Consider the following 16150-nt stretch of genomic DNA (forward strand, 5'->3'; position numbering starts at 1 on the left):
TTTTATTTTTCAAGATAATCCAGAGCTTCTTGAATCGTTTTTACAGGAACGATTTTCATGTCAGTTTTTAACTTTTTCGCTGCTGCCAAGGCATCAGTATAGTTGTTACTGGTTCCTGAGGCCTTGCTTTGCTCTTCTGTTTCATCTGGGCAGAGAAAGATTTTAGCACCTTCTTTACTGGCAGTTGTGACTTTTTTGTCTACCCCTCCAATTTGTCCTATACTTCCATCTTCATTTATTGTGCCAGTTCCAGCTACTTCTCGTCCTTGACGCAAGTCCTTTCCTGTAAGTTGCCCATATATTTCTAGAGTGAACATCATGCCAGCGCTAGGTCCACCAATAGCTCCAGCATCAATTTTCACTTTCGGGTCAGTTACGACTTGTGTATGATCAACTAGGCCAATACCAATACTAGTCTTACCATTGCTTAACTTAATATATTTCCCTATTGATTCATGGCGACTTCCATCTATCCGTGTATACTTGATAGTTACACTGTCACCCACTTTTTGTTGAGAGACATACTTTATCATCTCTGCAGAAGACTTAAATGTTTTACCATTAATTTCGGTCACCGTATCGGAAAGTTGTAGTTCATTTTTAAAAGTCGAATCTTCACTTATATTAAGAACATACACACCTTGATATTCCATTTCATAAGGTTTACCAGCCAGTTTAAAAGCTTGATAAACTGCTGTGTTCTGTGCCGTTTGCATGTAAAACTGATTAACTAGGTCAAATTGCTGGTTCGTCAAACCACCAGTCATTTCCTTACTGCTTAGCACATCCGCAAAAGGGTCGAACTTAGAATAAAGTATACTTGCGGCAGAACCTCGCACCATTTCCACTGTAGTCAGATAGAAATTTCCCTTATGCTCATCTTTTTTTCCTGCTACATTTACCATTTGATTCACGGGTATCGCTCCACCCGGTTGCTCAATATAATAAGGCAAAGGAAAGAATAGGCCTACCACAAGGATAAGCGGTAGCCCTATCGATAAAATAAGCTTGAATTTTCTTTTATTTTTTATTTTTTCAGTCTTCATTTGATTTCTTCTTATTCAGTGCTTCAATAACATTTTGAGGGAGCCATTGGCTAAGGTCTTGCCCAAAATGATATAACTCACGCATCCGGGTTGAACTGATATTTTCCAGCTCAGGCCTTGCTGCCAGTAAAATAGTTTCTATTCCTGTCATTTCGCGATTGAAATAAATCATATTTTTTTCATATTCTAAATCTGTAGCATTACGTACGGAACGAACAAGGGCCGTGACTTCCAGCTTGTCAGCAACCTTTACTGTCAGGTCGTTATTGTGTGCAATCACTTCGACATTATCCAAGTGTAGGTCTGCGACAGCTTCTTCAATCAGCAATACACGTTCTTCAAGACTGAAAAGCGGACTTTTAGTCTCGTTCTTAAAAATACCAATATAAAGTTTATCAAACAGTAAACTCGCGCGTTGGATAATATCTAAATGGCCCTTTGTCACGGGGTCAAAAGTGCCTGTAAATAAGCCAATTTTATTTTTCATAGATTGTAACCTTTGAAATTCCATACATTTTTTCTTTAGAGATTGATAACTGCCCAATCGCTTCAGGAAGCTCTACTTCTTTATCTGTCTCACAAACAATTATGGCTTCTTCTGCCAGCAGATTCTTTTCTTGCATTTTTTCTAGATTAGCAACGATTGTTTCTTTCGCATAAGGAGGATCTAGCAAAACAAGATCAAACTGCCCCGTAATATTGGTCAATGCTCTTTCTGCGGGCATTTTTAAAAGTTGAAATTTTTCACTTTCTTTTGTCATCTTGATATTTTCAAGAATAACCATTTGAGCAGATCGATCTTTCTCCACCATCACGGCACTATCCATCCCACGTGAAACGGCTTCAATAGCCAAAGACCCTGAACCTGAAAACAAATCCAAGACACGTCCCCCATCAAAATAAGGACCAATCATATTAAAAATAGCACCCTTTACTTTATCTGTCGTTGGGCGTGTTGTTTTTCCTGCTAATGTTTTGAGTGGTCTACCACCATAGTTTCCTGCTACAACTCTCATTTCTATATTATAGCACACTGATCGCCCATCACCCAAGAGCACAAAAAAGCCATGACTCAAAGAATCATGACTTTTTTTAAATGTTTTTATTATTAAAGACGAGCATTAAGTTCTGCACTTAATTCTTCAAATCCTGGTTTACCAAGAAGAGCAAACATGTTACGTTTGTAAGCTTCAACACCTGGTTGGTCAAATGGGTTGATACCGTTCAAGTAACCAGAGATTGCGATTGCAAGCTCGAAGAAGTAGATAGTGTAACCCAAAGTAAATTCATCTTGCTCTGGCAATGTCACGATCATATTTGGCACATCACCATCTGTGTGGGCAAGTAAGACACCGTCAGCTGCTTTTTTGTTAACGAAGTCAACATCTTTACCTTGCAAGTAACCAAGTCCATCAAGATCAGCTTCAAGTTCAGGAATAGTGATGTTTTTACGTGGTTTTTCTACACGGATTGCTGTTTCAAATACAGAACGTGTACCTTCTTGGATAAATTGTCCTAAAGAGTGCAAATCTGTTGAGAAGTTTGCAGATGTTGGATAAATACCTTTTTGGTCCTTCCCTTCAGATTCACCTGCCAATTGTTTCCACCATTCTGAGAAATATTGTAATGATGGCTCGTAGTTAATCAAGATTTCTGACAGTTTACCTTTACGGTAAAGAATGTTACGGAGAGCAGCATAGGCATAAGCATCATTTTCGCGCACATCTGTAGCTGTATATTCTTTACGTGCTGCATTAGCACCTTCCATAAGCGCTGTAATATCAGCACCTGATGCAGCGATAGGCAAAAGACCTACAGCTGTCAAGACTGAGAAACGTCCACCAACAGAATCTGGAACGACGAAAGTATCCCAGTTGTTTGCATCGGCATTTACTTTAACAGCACCTTTTTCTTTATCGGTAGTTGCATAAATGCGTTTGTTTGCTTCTTCACGGCCGTATTTTTTAACCAAAAGTTCTTCAAATACACGGAAAGCAATAGCTGGTTCAGTTGTCGTACCTGATTTAGAGATAACATTCACGGAGAATTCTTTATCTGCAACATATTCTACCAAGTCAGCAAGATAGCTTGAAGAAATTGAGTTTCCTGCGTAAAGAATTTGTGGTGCTTTACGGGCTTCTTTTGATTGAAGGTTAACAAAGCTGTTGTTCAAGAAATCAATCGCTGCGCGTGCACCAAGGTATGAACCACCGATACCGATAACGATAAGTACTTCTGAGTCAGATTGAATTTTGCTTGCTGCTTTTTGGATACGAGCAAATTCTTCTTTATCATAGTCTTCTGGAAGATCTAACCAACCGATGAAGTCTGAACCTGCACCGGTACCTTCACGAAGAAGTTTATCTGCGCCGTCAACTTGCCATTGAATCTCGTCAAGTTCTTTATCAGCTACAAATGGTTTTAATTTAGAATAGTCAAATTTAATATGTGCCATTTTATATCTCTCCTTAGAGTTTTTTTCTTTGTTTATTTTATCACTTTTTCATGGGTTTAACAAGAAATGAAAATTTAAGATATTGTAAACCTATCTATACCAAAACGAAAAAGTTCCCACAATTAGGAACTTTTTCTAGCAATATATTTCTATTTCTTCAATTCTTCAATACGTGCTTGTGTACTTTCAAATTTTTCTTGATAATCTGCCAGTTTGGCACGTTCTTTGTCTACAACCTCTGCTTTAGCATTTGCTACAAATTTTTCATTTGAAAGCTTGCGGTTAACCATATCAAGTTCTTTTTGCCATTTGTCTAGCTCTTTATTAAGACGGGCAATTTCTTCATCAATATTAATCAATCCTGCTAAAGGTAAGTAAATTTCTGCACCCGTGATTACAGCGGACATGGCTTGTTCAGGTACTCCCATTTCAGCAGCAATAGTCAACTCACTTAGGTTTGTGAAACGGCGAATATAAGCAGCAACCTTGTTAAGAAAATCTTCTTTATCTGATTTGATGAGCATTGGCACAGCTTTTGATAAAGGTGTATTTACTTCGGCGCGAATATTACGTACCGCTGTAATAATTTCAATCAGCATAGCAACTCCGTCACCAGCTTCTGCATCATCAAACTCTGAATGAACTTCTGGATAAGCTGAAACGACGATGGATTGACCGTTTGAAGTAGGGAGCTTTTCAAAAATTTCTTCTGTAAAGAAAGGCATGATTGGGTGAAGCAAACGTAAGACTTGATCAAGGACGTGAACAAGTACCGAACGTGTCACGTTTTTCTCTGACTCATCATCACCAAACATGACTTCCTTAGTTAACTCAAGATACCAGTTGGCAAATTCATCCCAGATGAAGTTATAGAGAATGTGGCCCGCTACACCGAACTCAAATTTATCCATTTGCTCCGTCACACGTGCAACAGTATCGTTCAAACGTGTAAGAATCCAGCGGTCTGTAACGTTACCCGCTGTTTTCGCTGCAACTTTTTCAAGATTGGCTGAAATTTCTTCTGCGGTAATATCTTCAGCATTCATCAGGATATAGCGTGAAACATTCCAAATTTTATTGATAAAGTTCCAAGATGCATCCATCTTATCATAGCTGAAACGAACATCTTGACCTGGTGCAGAGCCGTTTGACAAGAACCAGCGCAAAGCATCGGCCCCATATTTTTCAATCACATCCATCGGATCAATACCATTACCCAATGATTTAGACATTTTACGTCCTTCTTCATCACGAATCAAACCGTGGATGAGAACATTGCTAAAGGGAGCTTTACCCGTGAATTCTAGTGATTGGAAAATCATGCGTGATACCCAGAAGAAAATGATATCGTATCCGGTAACCAAAGTTGAAGTTGGGAAATAGCGTTGGAAGTCTTCAGCATTTTCATCAGGCCAACCCATAGTTGAAAATGGCCACAAGGCTGAGGAGAACCATGTGTCAAGTACATCTTCATCTTGTACCCAACCTTCACCTTCGGGCGCTTCTTCGCCTACATACATTTCACCCGCTTCATTGTACCATGCAGGAATTTGATGACCCCACCAGAGTTGGCGTGAAATAACCCAGTCATGAACATTTTCCATCCATTGGAGGAAAGTGTCGTTAAAACGTGGAGGGTAAAACTCAACCGCATCTTCTGTTTGTTGGTTGGCAATTGCATTTTTTGCCAATTCTTCCATTTTGACAAACCATTGGGTAGATAAACGTGGCTCAACCATGACACCTGTACGTTCGGAGTGTCCTACGGAGTGCATCATTTTTTCAACCTTGACTAAGTTACCTGATTCGTCCAGCTTCTTAATAATCGCTTCACGGGCTTCAAAACGATCCATTCCGTTGAATTCACCTGTCAGCTCATTCATCGTGCCATCAGCGTTCATGACATTTACTTGTGGCAAGTCATGACGTTGACCCACTAGGAAGTCATTAGGATCATGGGCAGGCGTAATTTTAACAACACCTGTACCTTTTTCCATGTCTGCATGTTCATCTCCCACAATCGGAATTTCTTTATTAATGATTGGAAGGATGACACTTTGGCCAATATATTTAGCATAACGCTCATCCGCCGGATTTACAGCAACTGCAGTGTCACCAAAGAAAGTTTCCGGACGTGTCGTTGCTACTTCAAGCGCACCTGAACCGTCTGCTAATGGGTAAGTAATGTGATAGAAAGCGCCCTCCACATCTTTGTGAATAACCTCAATATCAGAAAGTGCAGTCATGGCTTTAGGATCCCAGTTGATGATAAACTCACCACGGTAAATCCAGCCTTTTTTGTAAAGGTTAACAAAAACTTTACGTACTGCTTCGGATAAGCCTTCGTCAAGAGTAAAACGTTCCCGGCTGTAATCGACAGAAATACCCATTTTACCCCATTGTTGCTTGATAGTTGAGGCGTATTCATCTTTCCATTCCCAGACTTTGTCCAAGAATTTTTCACGTCCTAAATCATAGCGTGTAATGTCGTCTTCTGCAAGACGCGCTTCGACCTTAGCTTGTGTAGCAATCCCCGCATGGTCCATACCCGGTACCCAGAGCGTATCAAAACCTTGCATACGTTTTTGACGAATAATGATATCTTGCAGGGTCGTATCCCACGCATGTCCTAAATGGAGCTTACCTGTAACATTTGGTGGTGGGATAACAATACTATAAGGCTTTGCTTTTTTATCACCAGAAGGGGCAAAAACGCCTTGTTCAAGCCATTTTTCATAGCGACCTGCTTCTACTTCAGCAGGATTAAATTTTGTCGATAATTCTTCGGTCATTTCTTTTTTCCTTTCGGTACGAAACCTCTTAATGTTGATGGAGTAGGGCTTAGAGAAGTCTTGAGTAATAAAAATACCGCGCTCAAACATCCAAAATAGGACGCTCACGCGCGGTACCACCTAAATTCCTGCTTAACGAAAAGCAGACACTTATTTTTTATTCAACTGACCTTCATGCAACCTTCACAAACTTCATCTGAAATCTCGCAGCGACCGATTTCTCTCTCAAAGATTAGGTTTGTTACTCCTCATTTAGTGTATTTATTCTATCAGATTTATTTAATTTTTGCAAGATGACTAGCGTTCTTTGATAATTTCTAAAAATCGCTCAAAGCCCTCTATCTGTTGTATTTGCTGATTACATGTATCGCCATCCACACAGATGTAGGTTCCATTTTTAGTATAAGTTCCATCAGAACCCCTTTTTGTTGTCGCTAAAAACTGAGTAACTTGGCTTGTTTTTTGACAAATTGCACAAATATTTTTCAAATTTCCAGACAGGGTGCCATAAAAGCCCCGACCATCTGCCGTCACAATATACTTACGATTGCTCGAAACTTCATTCCAAGAAAAGTAAGTGATTTCTCTCATATCCCAAGCTGACTGAGCAGGGACTTTGAGTTTTTTTACTTTCTTGAATATCTTCTTCAACTGACTCTCAGAAGGCAAAACAAAGGGCTCTACCAAGTTTTTCAAGGCCAGTAAGTCTCTCTCAGCTTGTTCTTTGGTCATCTTGCTGTCCGCAAGTTTCTCCAGAAAAAGAGCAAGTTCCATCTCATCAGAGAGTTCTTGTGCTTCCGACACAGTTTGAGCATAGACTGCCTCAACAGTCGCCTTATCATTTACCGAGTGATAGACATTGATTAAGTCAAAAGTCAGATATTTTATTCTATTGTATTCGTATGCTTTCATTTTTTCTCCTTAACTATCCGCTAAGTGAGAATTTTTTTACTTAGCGGTAAACTTATGCGAGAGCAATTACTCGCACTTGTTTACCAACCATAGTATTTAGAGACATAAAATCCTCCTTTTTCTTTAAAAAGTCTTTGTTCCTAAATCTGGCACATCATGAAAATCCTTACCAGCCTTGTAGTTTTCAAACTTTCCTTGAATAAAATTATAAGCATCAAGGCGACTTTCATAACGAATCGCAGCCTCTTTTGCTTCAATTTTTTTGTCTTCGTGTGCAATCTTTTCAGCGGCTTTCATTGCCATTTCGGAAAGTTCAACCTGCTGATCAACCCACTCACTAAAGTCTTTTAAAAATTTTTCTTTGTATTCCATGTTTATTCTCTTTTTGGTTTTATTAGATTATAACTGTTTTCAATCATTTGCTTTGCTTGTGCATCAGAAACATCGCCCTCAAAATGGATATCATTCCAGTGGGTTTTGTTCATATGCCAGGCTGGTTTTACAGAGTCAAAAGCTTCACGCAGCTCTTCATTTACTGCAGGTAGACCTTTGACAGCAACAACGGTTTTGCCTTCTCGCTCTGAGATATAAACAAAAGATTTTTTGTTTTTCAGATGTTTCACAACAAGAGTAGCTGGTCCTTTTTCCATCTTTGCAAAAGGTGTCTCAGCAAAAGTAGGGCCAAGTGACAAGCAAAACTCAAGCCAGCCTTCTTTGTTCATTTCATTCTCCTAAGAGAAGCTGATAAGCGAAACGATCTCCCTCATAGAAAACCATGCCACGCTTCTCAAAACCTTCACGCTCAAAGACAGCTTGCATCACTGAATTAGCTGGATGTGTATCTACTCGGAAGTCACGATAACCTCGCGCATACATCAAAGTAAAAATATTAGAGAAAAGATACTTAGTAAGGCCTCGACCACGATATTGGTCAGAGAGCGCCAGACAGTGAACAGTCACATAATCTAGATTATCATTCAGCCAGCTACCATCATAAATTTTTGTGTATTGCGTATCTTCACCTGTGATAACCGCACAAAAACCAGCCACTGTTTCATCAACAACTAACACATAGCCCACATCTTCTCCGATAAAGTTTTCAATATCCGTTTTTGCGGGATATTCTGCTTGCCACTGGTCACTGCCTGATTTACCTAAAAATTCACGCGCCTGCGTAATAATAGGCATAATATCTGCTACATCTGACAAGTTTGCTTTTCTTAAATAAATCATCTTCTTCCTCTTAATCTAAAATTAACTGGGTCTCAAGTCTTATCAATGAAACTTCGTTATTTTCTTCTTTTACGTGGTTTATCGTATTGTTGCTTTGGCTTTTCAGCGCGGAAAGGTGCAGCTAAAGGTTTAGCAAGCTTACGCATTTTAACGACAGCCTCTGTACGTGCTGTATGTGGGAACATATCAACAGATTGAATATATTCGATACTATAAAATTGTGAAAGAATAACGAGGTCTTTTGCCAAAGTTGAAACGTTACAAGAAACATAAACCAACTTTTCTGGTGTATAAGTCGTAATCGTTTCTAACAAAGCATCATCCAAGCCTGTACGTGGCGGGTCAACGATGAGAGCTGTCGCTCTGTGTCCTGATTTATACCAGTTTGGAATGATACGTTCAGCTTTACCTACTTCATAATGACAGTTCTTAAATCCAAGACGTTTAGCATTGGCTTTAGCATCTGTGATTGACTCTGGTGTGATATCCATACCGTGAACCGACTTCACTTTTTTCGCTACACCAAAACCAATCGTACCTACACCACAGTAAGCGTCGATTACACGATCATCCTTTTTCGGGTTAAGCGCACGAACAGCTTCACCATACAGTACATTGGCTTGTTCAGAGTTCAACTGATAGAAAGCCCGTGGTGATAACTCAAAGTCATAGTCCAAAACGCCTTCAGTGATTGTTTCTTTCTCAGCGAAAAGCATTTGTGTGCGGTCTCCGTAGATTTCGCTTGTTTTCTTCGGATGGAAGTTTGCAGAGATCGAAACAATCTCTTGGAACTCTTCTGTCAAGTCGGACAAAATGTTATCCATTTTCACTAAATCTTTACGTTGACGTTTTGATAATTCCTCACGTGGCGCAGGCCAAACTTGACCATCCAAAGTAATACGTGCAGATGTGACGAAAATAATTTGGACTTCACCTGTCTTTTGGCTGCGGCGTGCAACGATCGTACGGATACCCATCACTTTACGTTCATCATAAACAGGCAGATTGTATTTTTCGATCAAACGACAAATACGATTAGCGATATTTTGAATCACTTCATCTTGAACTAAACAGTTTTCCAAGTTAACCAAGTGATGTGTGCCTTCTTTATAAAGACCGGCAATAACATCACCATTATTAAGGCGGCGTACTTGGAACTGTAACTTATTACGGTAGCGCAAAGGATTTTCCATACCTAGGGTTGGTAACAGTTCATATTTTTTCCAGCCTGTTGGGCGATATTTTTCGAGAGATTGACGCAATAAATCACGTTTAAACTCCAACTGTTGTGGGTAAGCCAAGTGCATAATATGAGAACCACTTAATTCGTGATACACACGATCTTCTGGTTTCACACGGTATTTTGACTTTTTATTTATTTTTACAACCTTCGCACGTGAAAAATTACGAGCATTTTCTGTAATTTCTGCCAAAACTTCTTCTGTAGGCAGTGCATAGGGTACAAAAACCAAGCGTCCGTGGTAAGAGGCGATTCCTTCGCCATTGATACCCATACGCTCAATATTGAGTGGGATTTTTTGTCCAATTTTCAGATTAATCATACCCCAATTATACGGTAAACTGATGTATATAGCAATATATAATTATTTTAGAGACGAAAAGGTTTTTTCTACAAACAAAGCACCTATAAAAAGTCCCAGTTATTGAACTGGGACTTTTTATTATTCATGTAACTCAATAGGTAATTCATCTGGATCATAAAAGAAAACCATCTTTTTATCGGTAATTTCGTCCACACGAAGTTCTTCTACTTTCACTCCTTGACGTTTTAAATATTCTATATCTTTTTCAATCTGAGACGTCTTTATCGCCAGATGTCGCAAACCTTTCGCTTCTGGATACGACACGCGTTCAGGCGCATCAGGTTTGATAAATAGCTCAATCTCAGCTTCTTCATTCATTTTCAAATCGATTTTTACATCTTCTTTATCAGGACGACGATTTTCTCTAATGATAGGAAAACCTAAAATATCAACATAAAATTTCCGTGATTTTTCATAGTTGCTTCCGATAATGGCTATATGGTGTACGTTGTTAAAATGCGGTTTATACATAAACTCTCCCTCATGCCTCTCTATTTACTTAATCTGCTTCTAAGATGCAGACATCATCGCCTTGCTCTTTTAAAGCTTTGACATGCTCTTCTCCCCAACTGCACAGACTATCCAAGATATAGTTTAAACTCTCTCCGTAAGGGCTGATTGAGTATTCTACTTTAGGAGGAACTTGGTTGTAAACTTTACGAACGATAATATTATCTAACTCTAGCTCCCGCAACTGTTGTGTCAGCATTTTTTGACTTATCCCGGGAATATTTCGTTTAAGCTCCCCTGGTCTTCTGGGACTATGTCTGAGATTACATAAAATGATGGATTTCCATTTTCCACCAATGACATCCATCGTAGCTTCTACACCAATATTATAAATTTTTTCCAAAAAAAATATACCTCACAAACTCATAATTTAAACAAAACTTACTTTTATGTATGTATATAACAAAAAAGTAGGTACTATTTATTTAGTTATATTTATTATATACTATTTTTTGTCAAATTTAAATACAAGGAGAAAAGACAATGAAACTTAACAATAACATTGATATTCCAGAGCTAGGGCTAGGCGTATTTCAAATTCCGAATGAAGACACTGCTGAAGTAGTTAAAAACGGTATCCTCAATGGCTATCGTTTAATCGATACTGCCCAAATTTATGGTAATGAGGAAGGTACAGGGCAAGGTATCAAAGAAGGCCTTCGCCAAGCTAAACTTTCACGTAAAGACATTTTTGTCACATCAAAACTCTGGGGCAGCAACCTCTCTTATGACGAAACAATCCAAAGTTTTGAAGCAAGTTTAGAAAAACTAGGATTAGACTATCTTGACCTTTATTTGATTCATTGGCCGGGTACAGATTATGGCTTTGAGGCATCTTGGAAAGCCATGGAAGACTTATATAAAGACGGTCGAGTAAAAGCGATTGGTGTAAGTAACTTCCAAAAACATCACTTAGAACGTCTCTTCACCTATGCTCAAACTGTTCCCGTTTTGAATCAAATCGAACTACACCCCAAATTAGCCCAAAAAGAACTCCGTCAATTTTTGGATGCACACGACATCAAAACGCAAGCTTGGTCGCCTTTAATGCAAGGTCAATTATTAGACAATGCAACTATCAAGAACATCGCTTTAAAACACAATAAATCGACTGCACAGATTATTTTGCGCTGGCACTTGGAACAAGGAATCTTGGTGAACGTGAAATCAGTTAAAGTCGAGCGAATGCTTGCTAACCGAGACGTTTTTGATTTCACACTTGATCAAGAAGATATGGAAGCTTTGAATCAACTTGATGAAAATCTCCGTGTCGGACCAGATCCAGATACATTTAATTTTTAAAATAAGGAACCTTTTATGAAAAAAATCTCACCAAGCTTAACATTATTGGCTTTAGCAATTAATGCTTTTGCGATTGGTTCAACCGAATTTATTAGCGTTGGTCTGATGCCTATGATTGTTCGCACATTCAACATCAACCTTTCGCAAGCGGGGCTTACCGTGTCCCTCTATGCCTTGGGTGTTACCATTGGGGCGCCTCTACTTACTATCGTCACTGGGAGGTGGAACAGAAGAACCTTGATGCTGGCTATCATGTTGCTCTTTATATTAGGGAACTTGCTTTCTGCTTTTGCGCCAACTTTTAGCCTGCTCTTAGTGGGGCGGATTTTAGCTTCCTTAGCTCATGGTATCTTTATGTCCGTTTCTACACTTATCGCAGCGAATGTAGTGCGCCCTGAAAAGCGGGCTTCCGCTATTGCCTTGATGTTTACCGGTCTGACGGTAGCTACTGTTATCGGTGTGCCTTTAGGTACCTTTATTGGGCAGCATTCTACATGGCATATGTCCTTTATCTTCATCGCCATTATCGGCTTGATTGGGTTATTTGCAAGCAGTGTCTTGATTCCTGCGGATCTCCCTATCCCTGGAAAAGTTAATTTGAGTGGTTTCTCTCGCATTTTCCATAATAAATATATCCTTACAGCTTTCTTCATCACGGCATTTGGCTATGGTGGGACATTTGCAGCCTATACTTACTTGGCCCCTTTGCTAGAAGATACTTTTCGCTTTACATCCAGCACTGTCGTTATTATCCTCGTTGCTTATGGCGTGATGGTAGCTATCGGCAACACGCTAGGTGGACATCTTTCTAATAAAAATATTTTATCTGTTTTACTCAAAATGTTCGGTGCTCTCACACTTAGCCTCTTCATTCTCTTTATCGGTGCATTGATGGCCTCACAATGGCTTGGCCTGCTCGCCACACTCTTACTCGGCTTATTTGCTTTCATGAATGTTCCGGGACTACAATTATATGTTGTACAATTAGCTGAAAAATTCACCCCGAAAGATATTACTCTTGTTTCTGCTTTTAATATTTCTGCCTTTAATATCGGTATTACGCTGGGTTCTTTTGCTGGTGGAGAAGTTTCTAAGATAAGCAGTCTGGTCTTCACACCAATCGCAGGTATCTTGATTGTTTTACTTGCCATGCTGCTTCTTATTCTTGCTAAGAGAGAGGACATATAGTCAGCAAACCTTGACTGTTCCTATCTTAGATCTGCAAAAAGCTCTAGAAATCTAGAGCTTTTTTGCTTACACTGCTTCTAACAGACAAACACCAAGCTATTTATCATCCTTAGTAAAAGCTAGTGTAACTTCTCTAAGCACTCTGATATAATAGAACTATGATAAAAATCAAGGAAATTACAAAACTCAAAAGACTTTATAAAATAACCTTCACAGAAGCTCTCAGTCTTGCAGATTGGGATGAACCCAAAGATAAAATCTATGTCAGTGAAGATACCATCGTCAAGTTTATGCTTACTCGTGATAAGGAATTAACGAAAGAAGAACTTACGGAATTAGTAGACTTTGATAACTTTGCTCAAGGTAAATCCTTGGCTCTCTACTTTATTTCTTTCAAAGCACGAACTTCCACTGAAGTTCAAAAATATCTTTATGAACATGATATTCATGGCGTACAAGTCAGAAAGGTTATGGCCTATCTCACGGAGAATGGTTTGATTAATGACCAAGCCTACATCGAAAGCTATATCCAAGGAAAAGTGCGCACAGCCAGTTCTGGACCCTACCAGATTAAACAAAAGTTGCATTTGAAGGGGTTAGATCTGCAACTGATCGATCAAGTTCTTTCACAAGAATTTGACGAAGAAAAGCAAATAGACGTAGCCGTCAAACTTGCTGAGAAAATTGTACGCCAAAAATCGGACCGCCTAACCCTGCAACAGCTCAAGCAGAAGATCACCCAAGGTCTTACCACTAAAGGCTTTTCATATAACATAAGTGCTATTGCTCTAGATAGTCTCGAACTTGAAGCAGATGAGGAGAATGAACAAGAACTTCTTTACCTTGAGCTAGAAAAAACTGAACGCAAGTATAGTCGGAAGTATGAAGGATACGAGCTTAAGCAACGTATCACACAAGCATTGGCACGCAAAGGTTTTGACTTTGGCGATATTTCCAGTGCCATTCGCAACTACGATTTTGATGAAGCATGATGCTCCCCCTTCACGCACTATACGGTTCTCATTTTGTTCCTCAAAAGTGTGTTATGATATAATAAAAGCAGGACTGGTAAGCATATGACACAATCTCTAATCACACGAATAAACTCTTATTACGACAATCTCAGCAAATCTGATCAGGCGATTTCAAATTACCTGATTGAAAATATGGATAGTGCTGCGCGCCTGTCTATTCAGGATTTTGCCAAAAACACTCGGGTTTCTACCGCAACGATTTCACGCTTTGCTAAAAAAATTGGCTTTGATTCCTTTCAAGATTTGAAGTTGGCTATTCATAGTACAGAAAAATTTAAAGCCGATAATTTTTTCAGCGAGCTTTCACCTGAAGACAGTTATAAAGACATTCTTGCTAAAAACTTTACGAGTAATATCTCTTCACTGAATGCTACATTGCAACTTATTGATAGTGCTAATCTAGATAAAGTCATGAAAATCCTTCTTTCGGCCAAAACCTGTGGTTTTTTTGGCTTAGGTGGCTCAAATGCTGTGGCCCTGATTGCCTATCATAAATTCTTGCGCATGCCACTCCAAACGGTATACCATCAGGATTTTCATTATCAACAGATGCTCGCTTCCAAGCTCACTAAAAACGACTGTGCTTTTGTTATTTCACATACTGGAAAAAACAAGGACACATTAAAGATTGTCGATATTTTGAAGAATAACCAAGTTCCTGTAATTGCGATAACATCATTTGCTAATTCCGCATTGGTAAAAAAGAGCGACTTAGCCCTTATCTCAATTTCTGAGGAAATATCTTACCGACCCGAAGCTGTTGCTTCAACTGTTTCTCAGATTAGCCTTCTAGATGCCATCTTTTTGATGTACGGCATGAAAGCCCAAGACACTATAGAAGACTCTCTGGAAAATATACGAGAAGTCATCAGCCAGACGCGTTTAAATTAATGAATTAAAGTTAATGATTTAGGAGGACCAAAATGGCATTTACTGAAACAAAAGGGCGCTATGCAAGTTATGGCACCATCTCTAGTATCCCTGGTGAGATTATTGACAGTTTTTGGTTCATCATTGACAATCAGCTAAAAGGTGTAATCCCCCTTGAGCCCCTTATCAATTTTGAATTACTCAATCAAAATGGTTTGCTTTCTGTGAAATTTTCACAACTCAAAAATCCCTTAACCATTATTGTTGATTTTCAATATCCTTTCAATCCTTCTTGGCCACGTCATTTCCATGCTGTGGACAACAATGGTAAAGAAACAATCATCGCTTCAAATGAACGTTAAAAAATCTCCAGAATTCTGGAGATTTTTTATATTTCATAATATACTAACTCTGGTGGGACGCCAAATCTTATAGGTAGGAAAGTCAAGCCAATACCCGCATTAACAAAAAGTTTTACACCTTCATCTAACTCATATAAACCCGAATCATAAGTTTTGGAGCCGTCATTTCGTAAGCGTAAATTCCCAAGACGGATTTGTCCGCCATGACTATGCCCCGCAATAACTAAATCATACTTTTCAGGATGTTCAACCTGCAAAATCGTATCGGGTTCATGTATCATCAAAAGAGAGAAGTTAGCTTCTTCAGGTAGAAGACCAAAGAAAGGCTGTCCTTCACGTAAATCATCAAGCCCTGATAGTGAAAAAAATCCCGTTTTTAAAGATTGATTCGTCAGTACAGTAAAGCCAGCTTCTTCAAGGAAAGTTCTTACATAGTCTGATGTGCCAGCCTCAGAAAAATCATGATTCCCCAAAATGGCAAATTTGCCTAAGGGTGCTTTTAAATTCGTTAAAACTTCTTTTGTCTTTGTCACGTCGTGGCTTTGTGCCCAATCTACTTTATCAAACAAGTCACCAGTAAATAAAATCAAATCTGGCTGAGTCTTTTGAATGTGCTTTGAAAATTTATAAAAACGACGCGCGTGTGTATGCCAGTTAAAATGTGTATCCGTAAAATGTGCAATTTTCATTCCTTTATCTTCGGAAATTTTCACTTCCCGCACACGCATAAAGTGCGGTTCGATAAAAATTCCATAAAGTAAAAGACTAAAAAGTAGAATTATAATCCATGTCATTGCTTTATTTTACCACATTCATATTTTTTATTCTTCCTAATAACATTT

18 protein-coding genes are annotated in these 16150 nt (G+C 38.9%); 5 read left to right on the top strand and 13 right to left on the bottom strand.

The annotated features are described in order from the left end of the window. Window positions 1–2: 2 nt before the first annotated feature. The 12 genes from I6G50_RS08315 to I6G50_RS08370 form a co-directional block, all read right to left on the bottom strand. Window positions 3–1046, bottom strand: a complete 1044-nt coding sequence (locus I6G50_RS08315; RefSeq protein ID WP_197908526.1) for a SepM family pheromone-processing serine protease — start codon at window positions 1044–1046, stop codon at window positions 3–5. After that, entirely contained in the window at window positions 1036–1533 is a 498-nt protein-coding gene (gene coaD, locus I6G50_RS08320) for a pantetheine-phosphate adenylyltransferase (RefSeq protein WP_003134926.1), read from the bottom strand. Before coaD ends, I6G50_RS08315 begins: the two co-directional genes overlap by 11 nt. Next, window positions 1523–2062: a 16S rRNA (guanine(966)-N(2))-methyltransferase RsmD gene (gene rsmD / locus I6G50_RS08325; protein ID WP_003134927.1), complete on the bottom strand. Its 540-nt coding sequence runs from the start codon at window positions 2060–2062 to the stop codon at window positions 1523–1525. The genes coaD and rsmD overlap by 11 nt, the downstream gene beginning before the upstream one ends. 92 nt (window positions 2063–2154) lie before the next feature. Continuing rightward, on the bottom strand, window positions 2155–3501 hold the full coding sequence (locus tag I6G50_RS08330) for a glucose-6-phosphate isomerase (protein WP_081168444.1): 1347 nt from the start codon (window positions 3499–3501) through the stop codon (window positions 2155–2157). Between the two features lie 149 nt (window positions 3502–3650). Then, entirely contained in the window at window positions 3651–6293 is a 2643-nt protein-coding gene (locus tag I6G50_RS08335) for a valine--tRNA ligase (RefSeq protein WP_197908527.1), read from the bottom strand. Between the two features lie 297 nt (window positions 6294–6590). After that, on the bottom strand, window positions 6591–7205 hold the full coding sequence (locus tag I6G50_RS08340) for a FusB/FusC family EF-G-binding protein (protein WP_197908529.1): 615 nt from the start codon (window positions 7203–7205) through the stop codon (window positions 6591–6593). A gap of 123 nt (window positions 7206–7328) precedes the next feature. Next, the gene (locus tag I6G50_RS08345) at window positions 7329–7577 is read right to left on the bottom strand and encodes a DUF1912 family protein (RefSeq protein WP_003134934.1); all 249 of its coding nucleotides are present in this window, start codon (window positions 7575–7577) and stop codon (window positions 7329–7331) included. A 2-nt stretch (window positions 7578–7579) separates the two neighbouring features. Further along, window positions 7580–7927 (bottom strand): MmcQ/YjbR family DNA-binding protein, encoded by a 348-nt coding sequence (locus I6G50_RS08350; RefSeq protein WP_197908531.1) that lies wholly within the window; start codon window positions 7925–7927, stop codon window positions 7580–7582. A gap of 1 nt (window position 7928) precedes the next feature. Then, on the bottom strand, window positions 7929–8438 hold the full coding sequence (locus I6G50_RS08355; RefSeq protein ID WP_003134938.1) for a GNAT family N-acetyltransferase: 510 nt from the start codon (window positions 8436–8438) through the stop codon (window positions 7929–7931). Between the two features lie 56 nt (window positions 8439–8494). Then, window positions 8495–10000 (bottom strand): 23S rRNA (uracil(1939)-C(5))-methyltransferase RlmD, encoded by a 1506-nt coding sequence (gene rlmD / locus I6G50_RS08360; RefSeq protein WP_197908533.1) that lies wholly within the window; start codon window positions 9998–10000, stop codon window positions 8495–8497. Window positions 10001–10120: 120 nt separating this feature from the next. After that, window positions 10121–10513, bottom strand: a complete 393-nt coding sequence (locus I6G50_RS08365; protein WP_197908535.1) for a VOC family protein — start codon at window positions 10511–10513, stop codon at window positions 10121–10123. A gap of 28 nt (window positions 10514–10541) precedes the next feature. After that, entirely contained in the window at window positions 10542–10895 is a 354-nt protein-coding gene (locus I6G50_RS08370; RefSeq protein ID WP_003134942.1) for a winged helix-turn-helix transcriptional regulator, read from the bottom strand. Window positions 10896–11035: 140 nt separating this feature from the next. Between I6G50_RS08370 and I6G50_RS08375 the strand changes: the two genes are divergently transcribed. The 5 genes from I6G50_RS08375 to I6G50_RS08395 all read left to right on the top strand — a co-directional run bounded on the left by I6G50_RS08375 (window position 11036) and on the right by I6G50_RS08395 (window position 15308). Further along, window positions 11036–11854, top strand: a complete 819-nt coding sequence (locus tag I6G50_RS08375) for an aldo/keto reductase (RefSeq protein ID WP_197908536.1) — start codon at window positions 11036–11038, stop codon at window positions 11852–11854. A 15-nt stretch (window positions 11855–11869) separates the two neighbouring features. Beyond that, a complete protein-coding gene (locus I6G50_RS08380; protein ID WP_081168430.1) occupies window positions 11870–13042 on the top strand; it encodes an MFS transporter in 1173 nt (390 codons plus the stop codon). Between the two features lie 158 nt (window positions 13043–13200). After that, window positions 13201–14034: a recombination regulator RecX gene (gene recX / locus I6G50_RS08385; protein WP_197908538.1), complete on the top strand. Its 834-nt coding sequence runs from the start codon at window positions 13201–13203 to the stop codon at window positions 14032–14034. 84 nt (window positions 14035–14118) lie between these two features. Beyond that, window positions 14119–14967, top strand: a complete 849-nt coding sequence (locus tag I6G50_RS08390) for a MurR/RpiR family transcriptional regulator (protein WP_003134947.1) — start codon at window positions 14119–14121, stop codon at window positions 14965–14967. A gap of 32 nt (window positions 14968–14999) precedes the next feature. After that, window positions 15000–15308, top strand: coding sequence for a DUF960 domain-containing protein (locus tag I6G50_RS08395; protein ID WP_197908540.1), 309 nt, complete (start codon window positions 15000–15002; stop codon window positions 15306–15308). 26 nt (window positions 15309–15334) lie between these two features. On the opposite strand, the gene I6G50_RS08400 is transcribed toward I6G50_RS08395, so the two are convergent. Further along, window positions 15335–16102: a metallophosphoesterase gene (locus tag I6G50_RS08400; RefSeq protein WP_197908542.1), complete on the bottom strand. Its 768-nt coding sequence runs from the start codon at window positions 16100–16102 to the stop codon at window positions 15335–15337. Window positions 16103–16150: the final 48 nt, after the last annotated feature.

It is taken from the genome of Lactococcus garvieae (assembly GCF_016027715.1).
Classification (GTDB): domain Bacteria; phylum Bacillota; class Bacilli; order Lactobacillales; family Streptococcaceae; genus Lactococcus; species Lactococcus garvieae_A.

What these genes read in the sequence shown, in the direction of transcription:
- rlmD (WP_197908533.1), bottom strand. Translation starts at nt 10,000, where the DNA reads ATGATTAATCTGAAAATTGGACAAAAAATCCCACTCAATATTGAGCGT.
- I6G50_RS08315 (WP_197908526.1), bottom strand. Translation starts at nt 1,046, where the DNA reads ATGAAGACTGAAAAAATAAAAAATAAAAGAAAATTCAAGCTTATTTTA.
- I6G50_RS08340 (WP_197908529.1), bottom strand. Translation starts at nt 7,205, where the DNA reads ATGAAAGCATACGAATACAATAGAATAAAATATCTGACTTTTGACTTA.
- I6G50_RS08380 (WP_081168430.1), top strand. Translation starts at nt 11,870, where the DNA reads ATGAAAAAAATCTCACCAAGCTTAACATTATTGGCTTTAGCAATTAAT.
- I6G50_RS08355 (WP_003134938.1), bottom strand. Translation starts at nt 8,438, where the DNA reads ATGATTTATTTAAGAAAAGCAAACTTGTCAGATGTAGCAGATATTATG.
- recX (WP_197908538.1), top strand. Translation starts at nt 13,201, where the DNA reads ATGATAAAAATCAAGGAAATTACAAAACTCAAAAGACTTTATAAAATA.
- I6G50_RS08390 (WP_003134947.1), top strand. Translation starts at nt 14,119, where the DNA reads ATGACACAATCTCTAATCACACGAATAAACTCTTATTACGACAATCTC.
- I6G50_RS08375 (WP_197908536.1), top strand. Translation starts at nt 11,036, where the DNA reads ATGAAACTTAACAATAACATTGATATTCCAGAGCTAGGGCTAGGCGTA.
- I6G50_RS08350 (WP_197908531.1), bottom strand. Translation starts at nt 7,927, where the DNA reads ATGAACAAAGAAGGCTGGCTTGAGTTTTGCTTGTCACTTGGCCCTACT.
- I6G50_RS08335 (WP_197908527.1), bottom strand. Translation starts at nt 6,293, where the DNA reads ATGACCGAAGAATTATCGACAAAATTTAATCCTGCTGAAGTAGAAGCA.
- I6G50_RS08400 (WP_197908542.1), bottom strand. Translation starts at nt 16,102, where the DNA reads ATGACATGGATTATAATTCTACTTTTTAGTCTTTTACTTTATGGAATT.
- I6G50_RS08345 (WP_003134934.1), bottom strand. Translation starts at nt 7,577, where the DNA reads ATGGAATACAAAGAAAAATTTTTAAAAGACTTTAGTGAGTGGGTTGAT.
- I6G50_RS08395 (WP_197908540.1), top strand. Translation starts at nt 15,000, where the DNA reads ATGGCATTTACTGAAACAAAAGGGCGCTATGCAAGTTATGGCACCATC.
- I6G50_RS08365 (WP_197908535.1), bottom strand. Translation starts at nt 10,513, where the DNA reads ATGTATAAACCGCATTTTAACAACGTACACCATATAGCCATTATCGGA.
- coaD (WP_003134926.1), bottom strand. Translation starts at nt 1,533, where the DNA reads ATGAAAAATAAAATTGGCTTATTTACAGGCACTTTTGACCCCGTGACA.
- I6G50_RS08330 (WP_081168444.1), bottom strand. Translation starts at nt 3,501, where the DNA reads ATGGCACATATTAAATTTGACTATTCTAAATTAAAACCATTTGTAGCT.
- rsmD (WP_003134927.1), bottom strand. Translation starts at nt 2,062, where the DNA reads ATGAGAGTTGTAGCAGGAAACTATGGTGGTAGACCACTCAAAACATTA.